The organism is Streptomyces chartreusis NRRL 3882, assembly GCF_900236475.1.
Taxonomy (GTDB): domain Bacteria; phylum Actinomycetota; class Actinomycetes; order Streptomycetales; family Streptomycetaceae; genus Streptomyces; species Streptomyces chartreusis_D.
On sequence record NZ_LT963352.1, the window covers coordinates 2,732,989 to 2,751,334 of the forward strand.

The window sequence follows — 18,346 nt, forward strand, 5'->3', positions numbered from 1 at the left end:
GCCTTCCCCCGAGCACGCGGTTCGTCCTAGCCGCTGAACTCCGGCGTGCGTTCCGGGGACGCCTCGGCCAGGGCCTTGGTGACCGCCTCGACGCCGCCGCGCAGGCCGTAGACCGGGGTGCCGGGCTGCTGGCGCCAGGAGTCGTCGAGTCCGCCCGCGTCGACGGTGTCGAAGCCCAGTTCGTCGATCAGGTCGCGTACCGTGCGCTTGGCGGCCTCGTCGTCACCGGCCACCGGGAGGGCGATGCGGCCGGGGTCGCCGGCCGGGAGCGGGCGGTCCAGGATGTCCTGGGCGTACGTGCCGTTGAAGGCCTTGATCACGGGGTGGCCGAGCCGGCGTTCCGTCCAGCGGCTCTCGGTGAGTCCCTCGTCCTCGATCGCGGCGATCCTGCCGTCCCGCTGCCGGGGGTAGTAGTTGCCGGTGTCGATGACCGCGACGCCGTCGGCCGCCTCGTCGAACAGGCCGGAGGGCAGGTCCGGGACCGCCTTGAGCGGGATGGTGACGACGACGATCTCGGCGCCGCGCGGTGCCTCCTCGACCGTCACGGGCCTGGCGCCGGTCTCCTCCGCGAGCGCGGCCAGCGTGTGCGGGCCCCGGGAGTTGGCGACGGACACGTCGTGACCGAGGGCGGTGAGCCGCCGGGTCAGGTTGCCGCCGATGTTGCCCGCTCCGATGATGCCGATCTTCATGTCCTCGCCTCGCCCTTCCAGGGGTCGGTAGCGTCTGGCCCAGCCTTCGTGGTCAGGGTCAACTCCGGGGGACGAGGGGCTATTCCGGCTTCGGGGAGGGTGCGAACGGGTCCTCCAGTTCCCCGCGCAGCACCTCCGCCGCCCGCTCCGCGTCCCCGTCGGCCACCGCCCGGACGAGTGCCTCGTGCGCCTGGTCGCCGGTGTCCGGGTCGTCGGCGCGCAGGCCGGTCAGGGACAGCAGCTCGATCAGGCCCTCGCGCAGGACGGGGCTGAACTCGGCGAACAGGTCGGCGAGCACCGGGTTGTGGGCGGCGGCGATCACGGCGGCGTGGAAGGCGATGTCCGCGTCGACGAAGGCGGCGTCGTCGGCCGTGCCGGCGGCGCGGCGGCCCTCCAGCGCGGCCCGGAGCGCCGTGACGTCCTCGGGGGTGCGGCGGCGCGCGGCGAGCCGGGCCGCGTGCACCTCGATCGCCATCCGGACCTCGTAGACGTCGGTCACGGCGGCCCGGCGCAGCCGGGTCGGCCAGTCCTCGACCGGCTCGGTCGCGATGACGAACACGCCGGCGCCCTGACGGGGTTGGACCAGCCCGGCTCCGGCGAGCGCGCGCAGCGCCTCGCGGACGGTGGAGCGGCCCACGCCCAGTTCCTTCGCCAGCGTCGTCTCACCGGGCAGCCGGGTGCCGACCGGCCATGCGCCGCCGGCGATCTGCTCGCGCAGCCGGGCGGCGGCCTGCTCGACCAGGGGGCTGGGGCGGACGGCGCCTAGCGGCATGTGGTTCACCAACTTGTCTGAGGAGTGGGAGGTTTCCACTTGTCTGAGGACCTGAGTGGTGGATAGCGTACTGCGCATGATCTTCCGTGGTCTTCTTCTCGGCTGCCGCGGCGGGGCCTGACGCGACCGGCACCCCGCCGCGGGGCGCCGTGCTGCCGGTCACCGTCCGACCGAGCCGGAAGGCCACAGCCGACGATGACCACCACCCCTGCCCCGGTCTGGAACCCCCAGCGCCCGGGCCCCATGCCCTTCCACCGCTACCGTCCCTTTCAGGAGCGCGTGCACGTGCCCGCCGCGGACCGCGACTGGCCCGCCGCCCGGATCGAGCGCGCTCCCCTCTGGGTCCCCGTCGACCTGCGCGACGGCAACCAGGCCCTCGCCGAGCCGATGGACACGCCCCGCAAGCGCCGCTTCTTCGACCTGCTGACCGGCATGGGCTTCAAGGAGATCGAGGTCGGCTACCCCTCGGCGAGCCGCACCGACTTCGACTTCGTACGGCACCTGGTGACCTCCGGTGCCGTACCGGACGATGTCACGCCCGTCGTGTTCACCCCGGCCCGCCGGGACCTGATCGACCGCACCTTCGAGGCGATCGAGGGGCTGCCGAGGGCTGTCGTGCACCTGTACATCGCGACCTCGCCGGTGTGGCGGGACGTCGTCCTCAGGCGGGGCCGGGCCGAGGTGTGGCGGACCGTGCGGGAGGCCGCCGAGCACATGGCCCGCCGGGCGGACCGGGCCTCCTGCGTCCGCTTCCAGTTCTCCCCGGAGACCTTCAACCTGACCGAGCCGGACTTCGTCCTGGAACTGTGCGACGGGCTGACCGGGCTGTGGGACGCGAGCCCGGACCGGCCGGTCACCCACAACCTCCCGGCGACCGTGGAGATCGCGACACCGAACGTCTACGCCGACCAGATCGAGTACGTGCACCGCCACCTGTCCCGCCGCGACAGCGTGATCCTGTCCGTGCACCCGCACAACGACCGCGGCACCGGCGTGGCCTGCGCCGAACTGGCCGTGCTGGCCGGTGCCCAGCGCGTCGAGGGCTGCCTGTTCGGCAACGGGGAGCGCACCGGCAACGTCGACCTGGTGACCCTGGCGCTCAACCTCTACGCCCAGGGCGTCGACCCGATGATCGACTTCCGTGACATCGACACCGTCAGGGAGACGGTCGAGCACTGCAACCGGCTGCCCGTGCACCCGCGCCACCCGTACGCCGGGGAGCTCGTCCACACCGCCTTCTCGGGCACGCACCAGGACGCGATCAGCAAGGGACTGGCCCGGCACGCCGAGCTGGCCCGGGAGCTGGGCGTGCCCGAGCGGCGGGCGCCCTGGTCGGTGCCGTACCTGCCGATCGACCCGGCCGACGTGGGCCGCTCCTACGAGGCGGTGATCCGCGTCAACTCGCAGTCGGGCAAGGGCGGCACGGCCTATCTGCTGCGCACCCACCACGGCGTCGACCTCCCCGCGCGCATGCGGCCGGACTTCTCCCGGACCGTGCAGGAGGCGACGGACGACAGCGGGCGGGAGATGACGGCGAAGGAGCTGTACGCGCTGTTCCGGGCGACGTATCTGGTGGAGGACGGGGAGGTGGCGCTGGAGGCCTGGTCCGTGCACCGGGACGAGGCCGGCGGCCATCGCTTCGTGTGCACGCTGCGCACCGGCGACCGTACCGGCGACTACGAGGGCACCGGCACCGGCCCGGTCTCCGCGTTCGTCGACGCGCTGGCCGGCGCCGGGATCACCGTCGACGTCCTCGACTTCTGCGAGCGGACCGGCGACGAGGGCACCGACGCCTTCGCCGAGTGCCGAGCCGGGGGCAGGACGAGCTGGGGCGCGGGCCGGGACTCCTCGGCCCTGGGCGCCTCGGTCCGGGCGGTGCTGTCCGCGGTGAACAGGGCGCTGCGGTGACGCCGGTCGTCCTGCGCGCCGAGGACGTCCACGTCGTACGCGACGGCCGGCCGATCCTTCAGGAGGTGTCGCTGACCGTCCGGGCCGGTGAGCACTGGGCGCTGCTCGGCGCGAACGGCGCGGGCAAGTCGACCCTGCTCCGCCTGCTCGGCGCGCTCGTGCACCCGACCCGGGGCTCCGTGGAGGTGCTGGGCCACCGGCTGGGCCGGGTCGACCTGCGGGAGCTGCGCGCGCACGTCGGGCATGTCGACCCGCGGCATCCGCTCACCTCGCCGCTGCCGGTACGGGACGTCGTCCTGACCGGCCTGACCAACTCGGTGGAGCCGCTGCCCCGGTGGCTTCCGGCGCCGGAGCAGCGGGAGCGGGCGGACCGGCTGATCCGGACGCTGGGGCTGGCCGAGCACCGTGAGGCGCGCTGGCCCACACTCTCCCAGGGGCAGCGCGGCCGGGCCCTGATCGCCCGGGCCCTCATGCCCGAGCCCCGGCTGCTGCTCCTGGACGAGCCGGCCACCGGCCTGGACCTGCCGGGCCGGGAGCAGCTGATCGGGGCGCTCGGGGAGCTGCGCCGGGAGCATCCGCACCTGGCGACGGTCCTGGTCACCCACCACCTGGAGGAGCTGCCTGCCCACACCACGCACGCCCTGCTGCTGCGCGAGGGGCGTCCGCTGGCGGGCGGCCCGGTCGCCGGAGTGCTGACCGCCGACCAGCTCGGCAAGTGCTTCGACCTGCCACTGGTGCTGGAGCGGCACGACGGCCGCTGGAGCGTGCGCACGGCTCGGCGGGCATGACGTGGGGGCCCGGTCCGTCCGCGGACGGACCGGGCCCCCACGCCTCGCAGCGCCGGAGCGCCGGCGTCACTTGTTCAGGTAGGCCCAGAACTCGTCGAAGCTCAGCCTCTTGTCGCCGTCGAGGTCGCGGGTCTTGATGACGACCTCGGCGACCGACTCGGTGACGTTCCAGTCACCGGACCGGGCCAGGGCGGTCTTGAACTCGGCAGCGGTGATGAATCCGTCACCGTCCGTATCGATCCGCTCGAACTGCTTGCGTGCTTCCTCGATGTCCGCCACCGATCCGCCCCTACTCTCGTGTTCCGCGCCGTGCAGACGCGCCTTGCTGACGCAGGTCAGATTAGCTGCCCGTGTGTGCCTCCAGCGCGGCGACCACCCAGGCGAACTCCTCGCGGTACGCCGCCTCGGGCCCGGCTCCCTTCACGACGGCGAGCAACTCGCGGTAGCGGGCGACCCGGTGGGTGGCGTGCGACCGCAGCCGGTCCAGCACCGCGCCGGGGTCGGCGTCGCCCAGCAGCTCGCGCAGCACCTCGGCGGCCTCCGGCGAGTCGGGGGCGATGCCCCGCTCGCGGGCCCGGGCGCCCAGTTGCACGAGCCGCCGGGAGAACCACAGGGAGGTCCCGGCGGGTGTGTCATGACCGCGGTCGGCCGCGTTGAACTCGGCGACCTTGCGCATCTCGGCCCTGAAGTCCGGGTCCTGGAGCATCTCGGCCAGCTCCAGCCAGGCGTCCACCTGCTGGGGTGTCGGTTCCTCGGGCAGGTCGGCGGCGGTGTTCCGCATGCGTTCGCGGATCATCGGGTCGGCCGTGTCCAGCCCGTGGAACACCTCGTCCACGAACTCCTCCACGATGCGCCGCCGTTCGGCCGCCGACAGCCGTGCCAGTCTGTTCACGAGCGTCATCTCCTCCGCGTCCGAACCACGTTGCGCCACGGTCGACAGCACCGCACGGGCCACCTTGAGCGACCGGATCTGCGCGTCCAGTGCGACCACGTGCGCCGCGGCGACCTGCGCGACGGTCGTCTCGCCGGCCAGCACCCGGCGGACGTCCGCCAGGCCGAGGCCGAGTTCGCGCAGGGTCCGGATCAGCTCCAGACGCGCCACGGACGCGGCGTCGTACAGCCGGTAGCCGCCCACGGACCGGGCCACCGGGGGCAGCGCGCCCTCGTCGGACCAGTACCGGATGGTGCGCACGGTCAGTCCGGTGACCCGGGCCAGTTCCCCGATGGTGAGCAGTCCGGTGCCGTCGTCGGTCATGTCCGCGAGTCTGGACCTTCCAGCGGGTGGAGACTCAAGCCGCGCTCAGTGCCACGGGCTCACCGGAAGATGCCCGTGTGGCCGAGCGAGTAGCGGCCGGGCTGCGGGTAGACCGCGAGGCCGTGCGGGCCGCTGCCGACGGGGATGCGGGCGAGCTGGGTGCCGGTGCGGGTGTCGATGGCGTACACCTCGCCGTCGTAGCGGCCGGACAGCCACAGCACCTTGCCGTCGGCGGACACACCGCCCATGTCGGGGCTGCCGCCGTCGGGCAGCTGCCACTTCCTGGTCAGCTTGCCCTGGGTGAAGTCGAAGACGGAGATCGTGCCCTCGCCGCGGTTGGACACGTACATCTCGCGCGAGTCCCGGCTGACGTACAGGCCGTGGCAGCCCTTGCCGGTGGGCATCAGGGTGGGCTCGGTGAACTTGTCGCCGTCCAGGACCCACATGCCGTGGGCCATCATGTCGGCGATGTAGAACTTCTTGCCGTCGGGCGAGACCTTCACGTCCTGCGGCATGGCGCCCTCGAACGGCAGTCGCTGCTGTCCGACGACCTTCATCTTCTCCGTGTCGACCTTGAGCAGTTCGCCGCTGAACTCGCAGGAGACGATGAAGTAGCGGCCGTCGAGGGAGAAGTCGGCGTGGTTGACGCCGTAGCAGGAGACCGGGACCGTCTTCCTGCGCTTCATGGTGTGCGGGTCGCGGAAGACCAGTTCGCGGTCGAGGGAGGCCATGACGACGGCGTACTTGCCGTTGGGCGTGAAGTAGAGGTTGTACGGGTCGTGGACCTCGACCTCCTTGCCCGCCTTGCCGGTCTTGGGGTCGATCGGGGTGAGGGTATGGCCGCGGTTGTTGTTGACCCAGAGCGTCTTCAGGTCCCAGGAGGGGACGACGTGCTGGGGCTGCCGGCCCACGGGGATCGTCTCGATGATCTCGTACGTCTTCGGGTCGATGACGGAGACCGTGTCGGACTCGGTGTTGGGGACGTAGACCCGGGACGGGAAGTCCTTGACCACGGGGGACAGTCTGTTCGGGCGGTCGGCCGCGTACACGTCCTCGGGGTCGAGGACGGGCGGCATCCCGGGCAGCCCGTCGACGGGCTTCTTCTCGCGCGGCGCGGGCACGGCGGCCTTGGTGCCGCGTGTCTCGGAGGGCCGTTCCCCGCCCTCGGTGCCGCAGGCGGCGAGGACGGCGAGGGCGACGCCCGCGACGAGGGCGCTTTTGACAAGGTGGCGGTGCATTGCACCATTTAAGGTCTGCTTCACGGGGAAACCGGTGATTCGCCCGATCGGCGGCCAGGCGAGCCGTCGCAGGTCACACCCCTCGTCGAGGCCGGCCGGGACGGTTCTCAGCGGTCGTTGACCCGCATCTCGAACCACGTGGTCTTCCCGCGGGGCAGCAGATCGACCCCCCAGCGGTCGGCCAGCTTGTCGACGAGGAACAGCCCCCGGCCACTGATGTCGAGCTCCTGGACCGGCATCAGACAGGGCAGTCCCCGGGACGGGTCACGGACCTCGACGCGCATCCAGCCGCGGCGCCGGTGCAGACGCAACCCGAAGACCCGGGCGCCGGTGTGGCGTACGGCGTTGCCCACCAGCTCGGAGACGAGTAAAACCGCTTCCTCGGTGGTCTTGGGGGGGAGTCCCCAGTGGCGCAGGACCACGACCTGGGTCAGTCGTCTGGCGGTGGCCGCGGACTCGGGGCGGGACGGCAGGGGGACCTCCGCCTCCGTCGGATTGCCGTACAACTCCAGCGCCTTCAGCGCGCGTTCGTCCTCGACGGTCGGCGACCAGCGCGCCGCGGCCGCATGTGCGTGTCCCCGCGGCTGTTCCATACCCTCCAGCCCCGCCATGCCCCCATCATGGCCGCCCGGAGCGCCCCCGGGGGCCGTTCCCGGGGAAAACACCCCCGGGAACGGGGTGCGGACCGGCGAGCCGACGGCATATGCCAAGGGCAGTTCGATATCGCCCGCAGCCCCTCTGACCTGCACTGACAGCCCGTTTCACGGCAACCGACGGAGATGCGCGACCGGGCACGCTTAAGGCTGCCTTAAGGCTGGCATAACCGCCCCAACGAGGGACCCGTATCAGACACGGCGTCAAGTGCAAGCCCTGCGCAGGAGTTTCAGAGGAACTTCGCCTTGCCCGGCCCCTCCTCCACGAAGCTGCGCATGCCGCGCTCGCGGTCCTCGGTGGCGAACAGGCCCGCGAACCAGTTCCGTTCGACCGCCAGGCCGGTGTCGATGTCCGTCTCCAGGCCCGTGTCGACCGCCTCCTTCGCGGCGCGCAGGGCGAGGGCCGGGCCCTGCGCCAGCTTCGCGGCCCAGGCGTGCGCCTGCGCGTACACCTCGTCGGCGGGCACGACCCGGTCCACCAGACCGATCTCCTTCGCCTCGTCGGCCTTCACCATCCGGCCGGTGAAGATGAGGTCCTTGGCCTTGGACGGGCCGACCAGGCGGGCCAGGCGCTGGGTGCCGCCCGCGCCGGGGATCAGGCCGAGCAGGATCTCCGGCTGGCCGAGCTTGGCGTTCTCGCCGGCGATGCGGAAGTCCGCGCACAGCGCGAGTTCGCAGCCGCCGCCGAGCGCGTAGCCGGTCACGGCCGCGACGACCGGCTTGGGGATCCGGGCCACCGCCGTGAAGGAGTCCTGGAGGGCGCGGGCGCGCAGGACCATCGCGGTGTGGTCCATCGCCTGCATCTCCTTGATGTCCGCGCCGGCGGCGAACACCTTCTCGCCGCCGTACACCACCACGGCCCGCACGTCCTCGCGGCGCGCGGCGTCCTCGGCGAGTTCCTTGAGCCGGTCCTGCGTGGCGATGTCCAGCGCGTTCATGGGCGGGCGGTCGAGACGGAGCGTGCCGACGCCTTCAGCGACTTCGAGAGAGACGGTCATAGGCAGCAGGTTAACGGGGGCTAACGGGTCGGGCCCTGGTGCGGTCCGTCACACCAGGGCCTCGTCGTCAGGCCGGGATCACTTCTTCCACTTCTCCCACGACATGTTCCAGCCGTTGAGCCCGTTGTCCGGGTCGACGATCCGGTCCTCGGAGTTCTTGACGACCACCACGTCGCCGACCATCGAGTGGTTGAAGAACCACGCGGCCGGCACCTTCTTGTCCCAGCCGCCGCGCACGTCGCGCAGGCCGATGCAGCCGTGGCTGGCGTTGTAGTTGCCGAAGGCGCCGCCCGCCCAGTAATTGCCGTGCAGGAAGGTACCGGAGGTGGTGAGGCGCACGGCGTGCGGGACGTCCTTGATGTCGTACTCGCCGCCGTAGCCGACGGTCTCGCCGTTCATCCGGGTCACCGTGAGCATCTCGCTGATGACCATCTGGCCGTTCCAGGTCTCCATGCCGGGCTTGCCGGTGGTGACCGGGATCGTCTTGATGACCTTGCCGTCGCGCATGACCTTCATCGTGAGCTTCTTGGCGTCGACGACGGAGACCTGGTTGCGGCCGATGGTGAACTCGACCTTCTTGTCCTGCTCGCCGTAGACGCCGGGGCGGCCCTCGACGCCGTCGAGGCCGAGGTCGACGGTCACCTTGGTGCCGGGCTTCCAGTACTTCTCGGGGCGGAAGTCGAGCCGGTCGTTGCCGAACCAGTGGCCCTCGACGTCCACGGCCGGCTCCGTCTTGATGCGGATGGCCTTCTCGACGTCGTCCGGGTTGGTGATGCCCCGGCTGAAGCGGATGGAGAACGGCATGCCCACGCCGACCTTGGAGCCGTCCTCGGGGGTGAAGGTGCCGATGAAGGTGTTCTTCGGCGTCAGGGTCGTGAAGCCCGCGTCCTCCGCCGCCGTGCGGCCCTCGGAGTCCTTGGCGACCGCGTGGACCGTGTACTTGGTGGCGGCGGCCAGGTGGGTGGACGGCGTCCAGGTGGCGCCGTCGCCGGATATCTCGCCGTCGACCTTCTTGCCCTTGCCGTCCTTGACCACGACCTCGGTCAGCTTGCCCTTGGCGGCGGTCACCTTCAGCGCCCCGCTGGTGTCGACGGACTTGGCGCCGTCCTTGGGCGTGATGCCGACGACGGCCTCGGACTGCTTGCTCCGCGCGGCGTCCGCGTCCTTGCCCTGACCGGCGCCCGCGCCGGAACCGGAGCCGGTCCCCCCGCCGCCGCACGCCGTGACGGCGAGCAGCAGCCCGCCCAGTATCAGTGCGAGCAGCCCCTGCCTGCCGCCAACCGACGCCCCCGATATCGGTCGCCCGTTCACGTTGTTCTCCCCTCCCAGGGCCTGGTCAGGCCCACCCCTGCGCGTCCCCCGCGCACCGGCGAATATTAACCACAAGGCGACGGGCTCCGGCGGCCTGCGATTGTCACCGTTCAGTCCCAACTTCCACGGAACGTTGAAGCAACCCGCCCCCCGGTCGGGTCACTTCACCGCGCTGCCCGCCTTCCATGCGGTCCAGCCCATGTTCCAACCTCCGAGCCCGTTGTCGGGAGCGACCTTCTTGTCGTTGCTGTTCACCACCTCCACGACGTCCCCGACGAGGCTGCGGTCGAAGAACCAGCCGGCCGGGGTGTCCGAACCGCCGCCCTTCACGTCGCGCAGCCCGACGCAGCCGTGGCTGACGTTGGTCCGTCCGAAGACGGTGCGGTGGGCCCAGTAGTTGCCGTGCAGGAAGGTGCCGGATTCGGTCAGGCGCATGGCGTGCGGGACGTCGGGGATGTCGTACTCGCCCTTGCCGTCGCGCTTCTTGAAGCCGACCGTGGCTCCGTTCATCCGGGTGACCTCGAGCATCTCGGTCACCACCATCTTGCCGTTGTACGTCGTGTTCTTGGGAGCCCCGGCCGTGACCGGCACGGTGGCGAGCACCTCGCCGTCGCGCCGCACCTCCATGGTGTGCCGGGCGGCGTCGACCACGGAGACCTGGCTGCGGCCGACGGTGAAGGAGAACGTCTTGTGCTGGAGGCCGTAGACGCCGGGCGCTCCCTCGACGTCCCGCAGGCGCAGGGCGACGGTGACCTGGGTGCCGGGTTTCCAGTACTGCTCGGGGCGGAAGTCGAGGCGGGTCCGGCCGAACCAGTGCGGGCGGATCTCGACGGCCGGGCGGGCGGTGACCCGCACCGCGCGTTCGACGGCGGCGCGGTGGGCGATCTGCCGGTTGAACTCCAGCGAGACGATCATGCCGGTGCCGACCGTGGCCCGGTTCTCCGGGCTGACGTAGCCGATGAAGCGCTCCTCCGGGACGTACGTCGTGAACGTGGTGTGCCGGGCGGAGCGGCGTCCGTCGCCGTCCACCGCCACCGCGTCGACCGTGTACTTGGCGGCCAGCGCGAGCCGCTCGTCGTCGGGCTCCCAGGTCAGTCCGTCGGCGGAGAGGTGCCCGGGCACCGGGGACTCCTGCGCGTCCTGCGAGCGGACGACCTTCACCGACTCCAGCCTGCCGTCGGGCACACGCACCCGCAGCTTCTTCCCGGGGCGCACACCCCTGCTGCCGTCGCCGGGCGAGACCCGGATGACGTCCTCGGGCGCCGGGGGCGCGCCGAACGCCCCGGCGATCCCGCCCACGTCGTCCGAGGTACAGCCGGTGGCCCCGGTCAGGAGCCCTGCCCATGTCACTACGGCGGCCAGCGCGGCCCTCGCGCGCCGCGCGCGCCCTTGTACGTGCCTCACGAGGTGCCCAACGACCGGTCGCGTCCCCGGGAAACGACCATGCCCGCCCCCGGGGAAACGTGAGTGCGACCCACGCTCTGGGCAGAACAGTGGGGAGGACGACGCGCAGGGGAGCCGCGACCCGGGCCGCAGCAGGACCGCACCCCTCTGTCCCCCGTCGTCCCACGAGCCGCGGGAGGCTGACAGGTGTCCAGCGCAGCCGAGCAGGAGGCGGTGGCCGGTCATCAGGCCACCGGGAACGGGCGCCAGGCCGCCGCCGCGCACGGCACACGGCGGGCCGCGCCGCCGCCCGCGGTGCCCGCCCGGCCGGGCGCGCCGACGCCGCTGGGCGCCCGGTTCCGGGTCGGCCCGGACGGGGTGGCCGGGACCAACTTCGCCCTGTGGGCGGGCGGGGCCGAAGGGGTCGAGCTGTGCCTCTTCGACGAGACGGGCAAGGAGTCGCGGGTCCGGCTCGCCGAGCTGACCCACGAGATCTGGCACGGCTTCGTCCCGGGCGTACTGCCCGGGCAGCGCTACGGCTACCGGGTGCACGGCCGCTGGGACCCGTGGACGGGCGCCCGCTGGAACCCGGCGAAACTGCTCCTCGACCCGTACGCCCGTGCCGTGGACGGAGACTTCAGCCTGCCGCCGGAGGTGTACGGGCACGTGCGCGACTGGCCGCAGCAGCACGTCGCCGACACCGTGCGCGACGGCCGGGACTCGGCGCCGTACGTCCCCAAGGGCGTCGTCGTCCACGATGGCGGAACCGAGGACGAATGGACGTACGACCGCCGCCCGAAGACGCCCTGGGCGGACTCGGTCATCTACGAGCTGCACGTCAAGGGCTTCACCCGGCTGCACCCGGACATACCCGAGGAGCTGCGCGGCACCTACGCCGGCCTCGCGCACCCGGCGGCGATCGAGCACCTGGTGAAGCTGGGCGTGACGGCGGTGGAGCTGCTGCCGGTGCACCAGTTCGCGCACGAGGACCATCTGCTGCGCAGAGGCCTGAGGAACTACTGGGGCTACAACTCCATCGGCTACTTCGCCCCGCACGCGGCCTACGCGGCCTCCGGGACGACCGGCCAGCAGGTCGGCGAGTTCAAGCGCATGGTGCGCGCCCTGCACGCGGCCGGGATCGAGGTCATCCTCGACGTGGTCTACAACCACACGGCGGAGGCGGGCGAGCTGGGGCCGACGCTGTCACTGAAGGGCATCGACAACCGCGGCTACTACCGCCTCCAGGACGACCCCCGCCGCTACGCCGACTACACCGGCTGCGGCAACACCCTGCACGTGGTCCAGCCGCACGTGCTGCGCCTCATCACGGACTCCTTGCGGTACTGGGTGACGGAGATGGGCGTGGACGGCTTCCGCTTCGACCTGGCGGCGGCGCTGGCCCGCTCCATGCACGACGTCGACATGCTCTCCCCGTTCCTGGCGGTCATCGCCCAGGACCCGGTGCTGCGCCGGGTGAAGCTGATCGCCGAGCCGTGGGACGTGGGGTCGGGCGGCTACCAGGTGGGGGCGTTCCCGCCGCTGTGGACGGAGTGGAACGACCGGTACCGCAACGCCGTACGGGACTTCTGGCGGCACGCGCTGCCGGACGTACGGGAGATGGGCTACCGCCTGTCCGGCTCCAGCGACCTGTACGCCTGGGGCGGCCGCAGGCCCTACGCGTCCGTCAACTTCATCACCGCGCACGACGGTTTCACCCTGCGCGACCTGGTGAGTTACTCGCACAAGCACAACGAGGCCAACGGCGAGGGCAACCGCGACGGCACGGACGACAACCGGGCCTGGAACTGCGGCGCGGAGGGCGAGACGGACGACGAGGGCGTACGGGCGCTCCGGCGGCGACAGCTCAGGAACCTGCTGACCACGCTGCTGCTGTCGACCGGTGTGCCGATGCTGGTCGCGGGCGACGAGCTGGGCCGCACGCAACGCGGCAACAACAACGCCTACTGCCAGGACAACGAGATCAGCTGGGTGGACTGGGGCCTGCTGGCGGACCCGGGCTGGAAGGCGCTGTTCGAGCTGGCCTCCCGGCTGATCGAGCTGCGCCACCGGCATCCGGTGCTCCGGCGCCGGGCCTTCTTCTCGGGCCGCGCCCAGACCGCCGACGGCCTGCGCGACCTGGCCTGGTTCACGTCCCGGGGCACCGAGATGACGGAGCAGGACTGGTACGCGCCCGCCGCCACGCTGGGCATGTACCTCTCCGGCCGGGACATCCCGGGCCGGGACGAGCGCGGCGACCAGATACTCGACGACAGCTTCCTCGCCGTCCTGCACGCGGGCGAGCAGCCGGTGAGTTTCGTGCTGCCGGGGCCGCCGTGGGCGGAGCGGTACGAGGTCGTCGTCGACACCAGTCTGGAGGAGCAGGGGGAGGCGCCGGGGGTGGAGCACCCGGCGGGGACGGAGATCACGATGCCGGCGCGGGCGGTGCTGCTGCTGCGGGTGGCGGGCTGAGGCATCGTTTCGCCGGCCGGGGCGGCGCAGCGCTTCGGCCCGCCGACCTGGCGGTCGGCGGGCCGGTCCGCGCCTGGCCGGGCCGCTACGCCTGCGACGCCGGTGCGAGCGGGGCGGCGGGAGTCGACGACGCCGGAGTGCCGCGCCCGTGCTGGGAGTACGACAGGACGCCCGTGAGGACGATCCTGAGGACCTCGCGCAGTTCGATGTGGAGCGGCACGCGCCCGCCCGGGTTCTGTGACCAGCGGTAGAGCAGCCCCAGGTAGGAATCACGCAGGATGTTGCCGACCCGCATCGGGTCGATGTCGAAGGTGACCTCCCCGCGCTGGCGCCCGGCTTCGATGATGTTGGCGAAGACCTGGCCCGCGTAGGGCTCCTCGAGGAGTGGCTGGCCGGCCTTCACCCAGGCCTGGAGCATGGCGGCGGTGATCTCCCGCTCGGACTCGTTGAACTCCGCCAGTGCCGCCATGCAGCGCTCCAGGTGCACCGTCACATCGTCGTCCCGGGACCTCATCGACTCTTCCATGCACAGCTCCAGGCGCCGCTTGCGGGCCTCGGCCCAAGCGGTGACCAGGTCTTCCTTGCGCTGGAAGTAGTTGAAGAAGGTGCCCCGGGCCACGTCGGCGTGCTCGGCGATCTGGTCGATCGTGGTGCGGTCGTAACCCTGCTCCGCGAAGAGGGTCAGGGCAGAGGTGTAGATGCGGTCCCGCACCCGCTGCTTGCTGCGCTCTCTGCGCCCGAGGGGGCGGGCAGGTTCAGAGGCCATGTGCTTCCTCGCCTTCTCACGTCGTTGTGCGGGCTCCCCCGGCCAGGAGAAAATTATACCACGGTACATCTATGAGTCATGGTCTTCGTTTTTCTGTGGTGACTTCAGGACGGGGACGCCACGGAAGCGGCGATCACGCCTATGGGTTCGCGGCCCAGCAACCGGGTGGCGGGTATGTCGACACCCGCCGTGCGGTGCAGGCGCACCCTGAGCTCGGCCGCCAGCAGGGAATCCAGTCCCAGGGTCCGCAGGGGCCTGCGCGGATCGAGCCGGGTCGCCGAGAGGCCGAGCACGGTGGCGGCCTGCTTCAGGACGTCGTCGGGTGTGGGGGCGTGCTCAGGGGTGGCGGCCGGGGGAGCCGGCACCGGGGCTTGCGCGGCGCGCGCCTCGTGGGCGGGCCCCACCGCTCGGCGACGCAGCCGTACGTCACGGAACTCCGCGATCGGACCGCCGTCCTCGCCCGTCAGCCACACGTCACAGCGCGCGTCGTCCGTACCGTCCGAGGGCGTGAAGCGGGCCACGCACCAGTGGTCCCGGCCGACTCCCGCCGCGTCCTGGACCTGGACGCGGCCGAAGGACACCGGCACGTAGCCGTCCGCCTCTCCCCCCGCGCCCGTGAAGTGCGGCCATGTGGCGAGCATGGTCAGCAGCCCGGCTTCGAGCCCGGCCGTCCCCGCGCCCGGCGAGCGGCGCATGCGAGCCACTGATTCACCTTCGGCGCACCACAGTTGCGCGACGGTGCGGAGCGCCGCGTCGACGGTGTAGCCGCGGCCCTGGGCGCGGCGGTAGAACTCCGCCGCCGGCACGTACCCGGTGCACCGGGTCAGGCCGGCGTCCAGCAGTTCCCGGCCGTGCGGTCCGGCCACCGCGCTCTGCCCGGCGGTGCGGTACCTGCCGGTCATGCACAGCTCACCGTCCCGGGTGCCGTCCACGGTGCGCAGCGTGGTGACGGTGAACACGAAACAGCCCCGCTGTGCGGCGGGCGCCAGGGACACGCGTACCGCGGCGTCGCGCGCCTGTGCCAGCTCCCAGGGCCGGGTCCCGAACTCGACGTCCTCCAGCACGCCCGCACCGCCCGGCGCGATGTCGTCCGCCGCCCGCAGGACGGCCTCTACGTAGAGCACCGGCGGTACGACGGCCGCGCCGCCCCGGGTGCGGACGCTCTCCCCCAGGTCGTCCAGGCCCAACTCGCGCAGTCCGACCTCCCGTACGTGCTCGGCCGGCGTGGCGGACGCCGCGGCGGGGGCCGGGACGGCAGCCGGTTCCCTCCTGAACTGTTCCTGGTCCCAGGCGTACGTCGGCAGCGGCACGCGGGGCGCGGTCCCCTGGAAGAAGCGGTTCCAGTCGATGCGCCCGCCGTGGGAGAAGAGCTGCCCGAGCGCCCGGGTGATGTTCTCGCCGTCGTCCTGGTGGCGCTTGAGGGTGGCGACGGCGGCCGGGGCGGCGCCCTGCTCGTCGAGGACCGCCGTGACGGACTGGACGAGCAACGGGTGCGGGCCGACCTCCAGGAACACCGTCTCCTCCTTGGCGGCCACCCGCACGGCCTCGACGAAACGCACCCGCTCGCAGAGGTTGTCCACCCAGTAGGCGGCGTCGAGTTCGGGTCCGTCGACCGGCTCGCAACGGGTGGTGGAGAACATCGCGGTACGGGCGGGCGACGGCGTGACGTGGGCGAGGGCGTCGGCCAGGTCGTCCCGCAGTTCCGTCATGTACGGGGAGTGCGACGCCACGTTGACCTTGACGGGCCGGCACGACACCCCTTCGGCCTGGAGGCGTTCGGCGACCAGGTGCAGGGCGTGCGCGTCCCCGGCGAGGACGGTGCTCCCGGGGGCGTTCTCCGCCGCGACGCACACCGCGTCCCCGTAGGGCGCCGCGGCGTCCGCCGCGCTCAGCGCGTCGAGTTCGACGGCGAGCATCGCGCCGCGCCCTGCCAGGCGCTGCATCAGGGAGCTGCGCCGGCAGATGACCGAGGCGGCGTCCTTCAGCGACAGCGCCCCGCAGACCTGGGCGGTGGCCACCTCACCCATGCTGTGTCCGATACCCAGGTCGGGTTCGACGCCCTTGGCGCGCAGGAGCGCGGCCAGCGACACCTGCACGGCCCACAGCAGGGGTTGCACCACTGCGACGTCATCGGGGAGTTCCTGCGGGGGTGTGTCCTCGCCGTCGCCGGTCAGCAGGCCGATGACCGACCACCCCAGTTCCTCCCGGACGGCCGCGTCGCATTCCGTCAGGGTCCGGCGGAACACCGCTTCACAGGCCAGCAGACGGCGGCCCATGCCGAGCCACTGGGAGCCCTGTCCGGGAAAGACGAAGGCGGTCCGGCGGTCGCCCGCGAATCCGGCGTCCGCCGTCCCTCCGTCCGGGGTCTCCTCGCCCGCGGCCAGGGCGCGCAACGCGGCGGCGAGTTCGTCGTGGGTGCGGCCGACGGCCCACAGGCGGTGGGGGTGGGCGTCACGGCGCGTCGCGGCGGTGTGGCAGATGTCGCGCAGCGTGAACGCTCGGCCCTCGGCGCCTTCCAGGAAGCCGGCGTAGCGCGCGGCGAGTCCGCTCAGGGCGGCCGGTGTGCGGGCACTGAGCAGCAGCAACTGCGGTCCTCCGGGAACGTCCGAAGCTCCGTGCGAGAGCTGCGCCGTGCGCGGCTCGGGCACGTACTCGCCGACGATCACGTGCGCGTTGGTGCCGGAGAGACCGAAGGAACTGACTCCCATGAGTGCGGCCGGGCCGCCCGGCACGAGCGAGGTGTTGCGCGTGACGCAGGCGAGGGCGGCGGCGTCCCCGGCCAGGACCGGGTGCGGCGTGCGCAGGTGCAGTGACGCGGGGATGGTGCGGTGCCGGGCGATGAGCACCGTCTTGATCAGGCCCGCGATCCCGGCGGCGGCTTCGGCGTGGCCGATGTTGGTCTTGACGGAACCGATGGGCAGCGGGCGGGACCCAGGCCGCCGTTCGTCGCCCAAGGCCGCTGCCAGGGCGCGCAGTTCGACGTCGTCCCCGACGGGGGTGCCGGTGCCGTGCGCCTCCACGTAGTCGAACTGGGCGGGGGTGATGCCCGCGCTGCGGCAGGCGGAGCGGATCATCTCGGTCTGTCCGGACACGGCGGGCTGCAGCAGCGTTCCGCTGCCCTGGCCGTCGTTGGTGACGGCGCTGCCCCGCAGCACGGCGAGGACCTGGTCGCCGTCGCGCAGCGCGTCGGGAAGCCGCTTGAGCAGCACGGCCCCCACTCCTTCGCTGCGGACGAAGCCGTCGCCCGAGGCGTCGGCGAACTTGCAGCGTCCACCGGGTGCGAGCATGCCGCCCCGGGAGTAGGTGATGGCGTCGGACGGCGAGAGCACGGCGTTGACCCCCGCGGCGACGGCCAGGTCGCTCTCCCCGGTCAGCAGGCTCTGCCGGGCCAGGTGCACCGCCACCAGGGACGAGGAGCACGCGGTGTCGACCACCAGGCTGGGCCCCCGCAGGTCGAGGGCGAAGGAGAGGCGCCCCGCGGTGATCGTCCGCAGCCGGCTGCCCGCCATGCCGTGCACGTCCTGATGCCCGTCGGACTCCGCCAGGTCTCCGTACTCGGCGGTCGCCTGGCCCACGAACACGCCGGTGCGACTGCCCGCCAGCGAGGACGGCAGGATGTGCGCGTCCTCCAGCGCCTCCCAGACGACCTGGAGGAGGACCCGCTGCTGAGGATCCATGGCCAGCGCCTCGCGCGGGGCGATTCCGAAGAAGGCGGCGTCGAAGCCGTACAGGTCATCGATGAACCCACCGTGCCGCGAGACGGTCGTGCCCGGTTCGCCCGGCCGCGCCGAGTAGTACCGCCGCACGTCGAACCGGTCCTCCGGCACGGGTGTGACGGCGTCGGTGTTGTCTTCGAGCAGGCGCCAGAAGGCACGCACCCCGCGCGCTCCCGGAAATCTGCATCCCATCCCGACGATCGCGATGTCAGGCATGCCGCCTTGCTGCACGAAGCCCCCCTCAGTTGTGCGGTGTCAGGTCCAAAAGTACACCAGAGACCAAGTTTGACTTCCAGTTGACTCTATGAACGCCAGGAAAAGGGTGGGCCACGGGTGACTTTTGACCACTCCGTGCGGCTGACGACCTGCGATTTACTCATACCGTGCGCCGCCCCCTCGA

General features: G+C 72.0%; 13 protein-coding genes and 1 pseudogene. 3 read left to right on the plus strand and 11 right to left on the minus strand.

The features are described 5' to 3' along the window. Positions 1-26: 26 nt before the first annotated feature. Together SCNRRL3882_RS12010 and SCNRRL3882_RS12015 are read right to left on the minus strand one after the other, a co-directional pair. Positions 27-719, minus strand: a pseudogene (locus tag SCNRRL3882_RS12010) (NADPH-dependent F420 reductase); the annotation flags it as partial. Positions 720-768: 49 nt separating this feature from the next. After that, positions 769-1,461 carry a FadR/GntR family transcriptional regulator gene (locus SCNRRL3882_RS12015; protein ID WP_010041738.1) on the minus strand — a complete coding sequence of 231 codons (693 nt, stop codon included), beginning with the start codon at positions 1,459-1,461 and terminating at the stop codon, positions 769-771. Between the two features lie 195 nt (positions 1,462-1,656). Here SCNRRL3882_RS12015 and SCNRRL3882_RS12020 point away from each other — a divergent pair, with 195 nt between their 5' ends. Then, positions 1,657-3,369, plus strand: a complete 1,713-nt coding sequence (locus SCNRRL3882_RS12020) for a 2-isopropylmalate synthase (RefSeq protein WP_010041735.1) — start codon at positions 1,657-1,659, stop codon at positions 3,367-3,369. Further along, positions 3,366-4,157: an ABC transporter ATP-binding protein gene (locus tag SCNRRL3882_RS12025; RefSeq protein WP_010041733.1), complete on the plus strand. Its 792-nt coding sequence runs from the start codon at positions 3,366-3,368 to the stop codon at positions 4,155-4,157. Before SCNRRL3882_RS12020 ends, SCNRRL3882_RS12025 begins: the two co-directional genes overlap by 4 nt. Before the next feature lie 66 nt (positions 4,158-4,223). Here the strand turns inward: SCNRRL3882_RS12025 and SCNRRL3882_RS12030 are convergent, their stop codons facing one another. From SCNRRL3882_RS12030 to SCNRRL3882_RS12060, 7 genes are all read right to left on the minus strand, one after another. After that, positions 4,224-4,436, minus strand: a complete 213-nt coding sequence (locus SCNRRL3882_RS12030) for an EF-hand domain-containing protein (RefSeq protein WP_010041731.1) — start codon at positions 4,434-4,436, stop codon at positions 4,224-4,226. A 61-nt stretch (positions 4,437-4,497) separates the two neighbouring features. Then, on the minus strand, positions 4,498-5,412 hold the full coding sequence (locus tag SCNRRL3882_RS12035; RefSeq protein WP_010041728.1) for a MerR family transcriptional regulator: 915 nt from the start codon (positions 5,410-5,412) through the stop codon (positions 4,498-4,500). Between the two features lie 59 nt (positions 5,413-5,471). Further along, positions 5,472-6,650, minus strand: a complete 1,179-nt coding sequence (locus SCNRRL3882_RS12040; RefSeq protein ID WP_010041726.1) for a YncE family protein — start codon at positions 6,648-6,650, stop codon at positions 5,472-5,474. 107 nt (positions 6,651-6,757) lie between these two features. Next, complete coding sequence (locus SCNRRL3882_RS12045) at positions 6,758-7,366, minus strand: ATP-binding protein (RefSeq protein WP_078602867.1); 609 nt, start codon at positions 7,364-7,366, stop codon at positions 6,758-6,760. Between the two features lie 167 nt (positions 7,367-7,533). After that, on the minus strand, positions 7,534-8,301 hold the full coding sequence (locus SCNRRL3882_RS12050; protein WP_010041723.1) for an enoyl-CoA hydratase/isomerase family protein: 768 nt from the start codon (positions 8,299-8,301) through the stop codon (positions 7,534-7,536). Positions 8,302-8,379: 78 nt separating this feature from the next. After that, complete coding sequence (locus SCNRRL3882_RS12055; RefSeq protein WP_010041721.1) at positions 8,380-9,612, minus strand: L,D-transpeptidase; 1,233 nt, start codon at positions 9,610-9,612, stop codon at positions 8,380-8,382. 159 nt (positions 9,613-9,771) lie between these two features. Then, complete coding sequence (locus SCNRRL3882_RS12060) at positions 9,772-11,016, minus strand: L,D-transpeptidase (RefSeq protein WP_029181300.1); 1,245 nt, start codon at positions 11,014-11,016, stop codon at positions 9,772-9,774. A 186-nt stretch (positions 11,017-11,202) separates the two neighbouring features. Between SCNRRL3882_RS12060 and glgX the strand changes: the two genes are divergently transcribed. Then, the gene (gene glgX, locus SCNRRL3882_RS12065) at positions 11,203-13,464 is read left to right on the plus strand and encodes a glycogen debranching protein GlgX (RefSeq protein ID WP_010041718.1); all 2,262 of its coding nucleotides are present in this window, start codon (positions 11,203-11,205) and stop codon (positions 13,462-13,464) included. Positions 13,465-13,549: 85 nt separating this feature from the next. Here glgX and SCNRRL3882_RS12070 read toward each other — a convergent pair whose 3' ends face one another. Next, on the minus strand, positions 13,550-14,230 hold the full coding sequence (locus tag SCNRRL3882_RS12070; RefSeq protein WP_050810262.1) for a TetR/AcrR family transcriptional regulator: 681 nt from the start codon (positions 14,228-14,230) through the stop codon (positions 13,550-13,552). A gap of 104 nt (positions 14,231-14,334) precedes the next feature. Continuing rightward, complete coding sequence (locus tag SCNRRL3882_RS12075; protein WP_078602865.1) at positions 14,335-18,162, minus strand: type I polyketide synthase; 3,828 nt, start codon at positions 18,160-18,162, stop codon at positions 14,335-14,337. Positions 18,163-18,346: the final 184 nt, after the last annotated feature.

Excerpts from the sequence above, each read along its gene's own strand:
- SCNRRL3882_RS12015 (WP_010041738.1), bottom strand. The coding sequence starts at position 1,461 with ATGCCGCTAGGCGCCGTCCGCCCCAGCCCCCTGGTCGAGCAGGCCGCC.
- SCNRRL3882_RS12020 (WP_010041735.1), top strand. The coding sequence starts at position 1,657 with ATGACCACCACCCCTGCCCCGGTCTGGAACCCCCAGCGCCCGGGCCCC.
- SCNRRL3882_RS12035 (WP_010041728.1), bottom strand. The coding sequence starts at position 5,412 with ATGACCGACGACGGCACCGGACTGCTCACCATCGGGGAACTGGCCCGG.
- SCNRRL3882_RS12040 (WP_010041726.1), bottom strand. The coding sequence starts at position 6,650 with ATGCACCGCCACCTTGTCAAAAGCGCCCTCGTCGCGGGCGTCGCCCTC.
- SCNRRL3882_RS12050 (WP_010041723.1), bottom strand. The coding sequence starts at position 8,301 with ATGACCGTCTCTCTCGAAGTCGCTGAAGGCGTCGGCACGCTCCGTCTC.
- SCNRRL3882_RS12070 (WP_050810262.1), bottom strand. The coding sequence starts at position 14,230 with ATGGCCTCTGAACCTGCCCGCCCCCTCGGGCGCAGAGAGCGCAGCAAG.
- SCNRRL3882_RS12075 (WP_078602865.1), bottom strand. The coding sequence starts at position 18,162 with ATGCCTGACATCGCGATCGTCGGGATGGGATGCAGATTTCCGGGAGCG.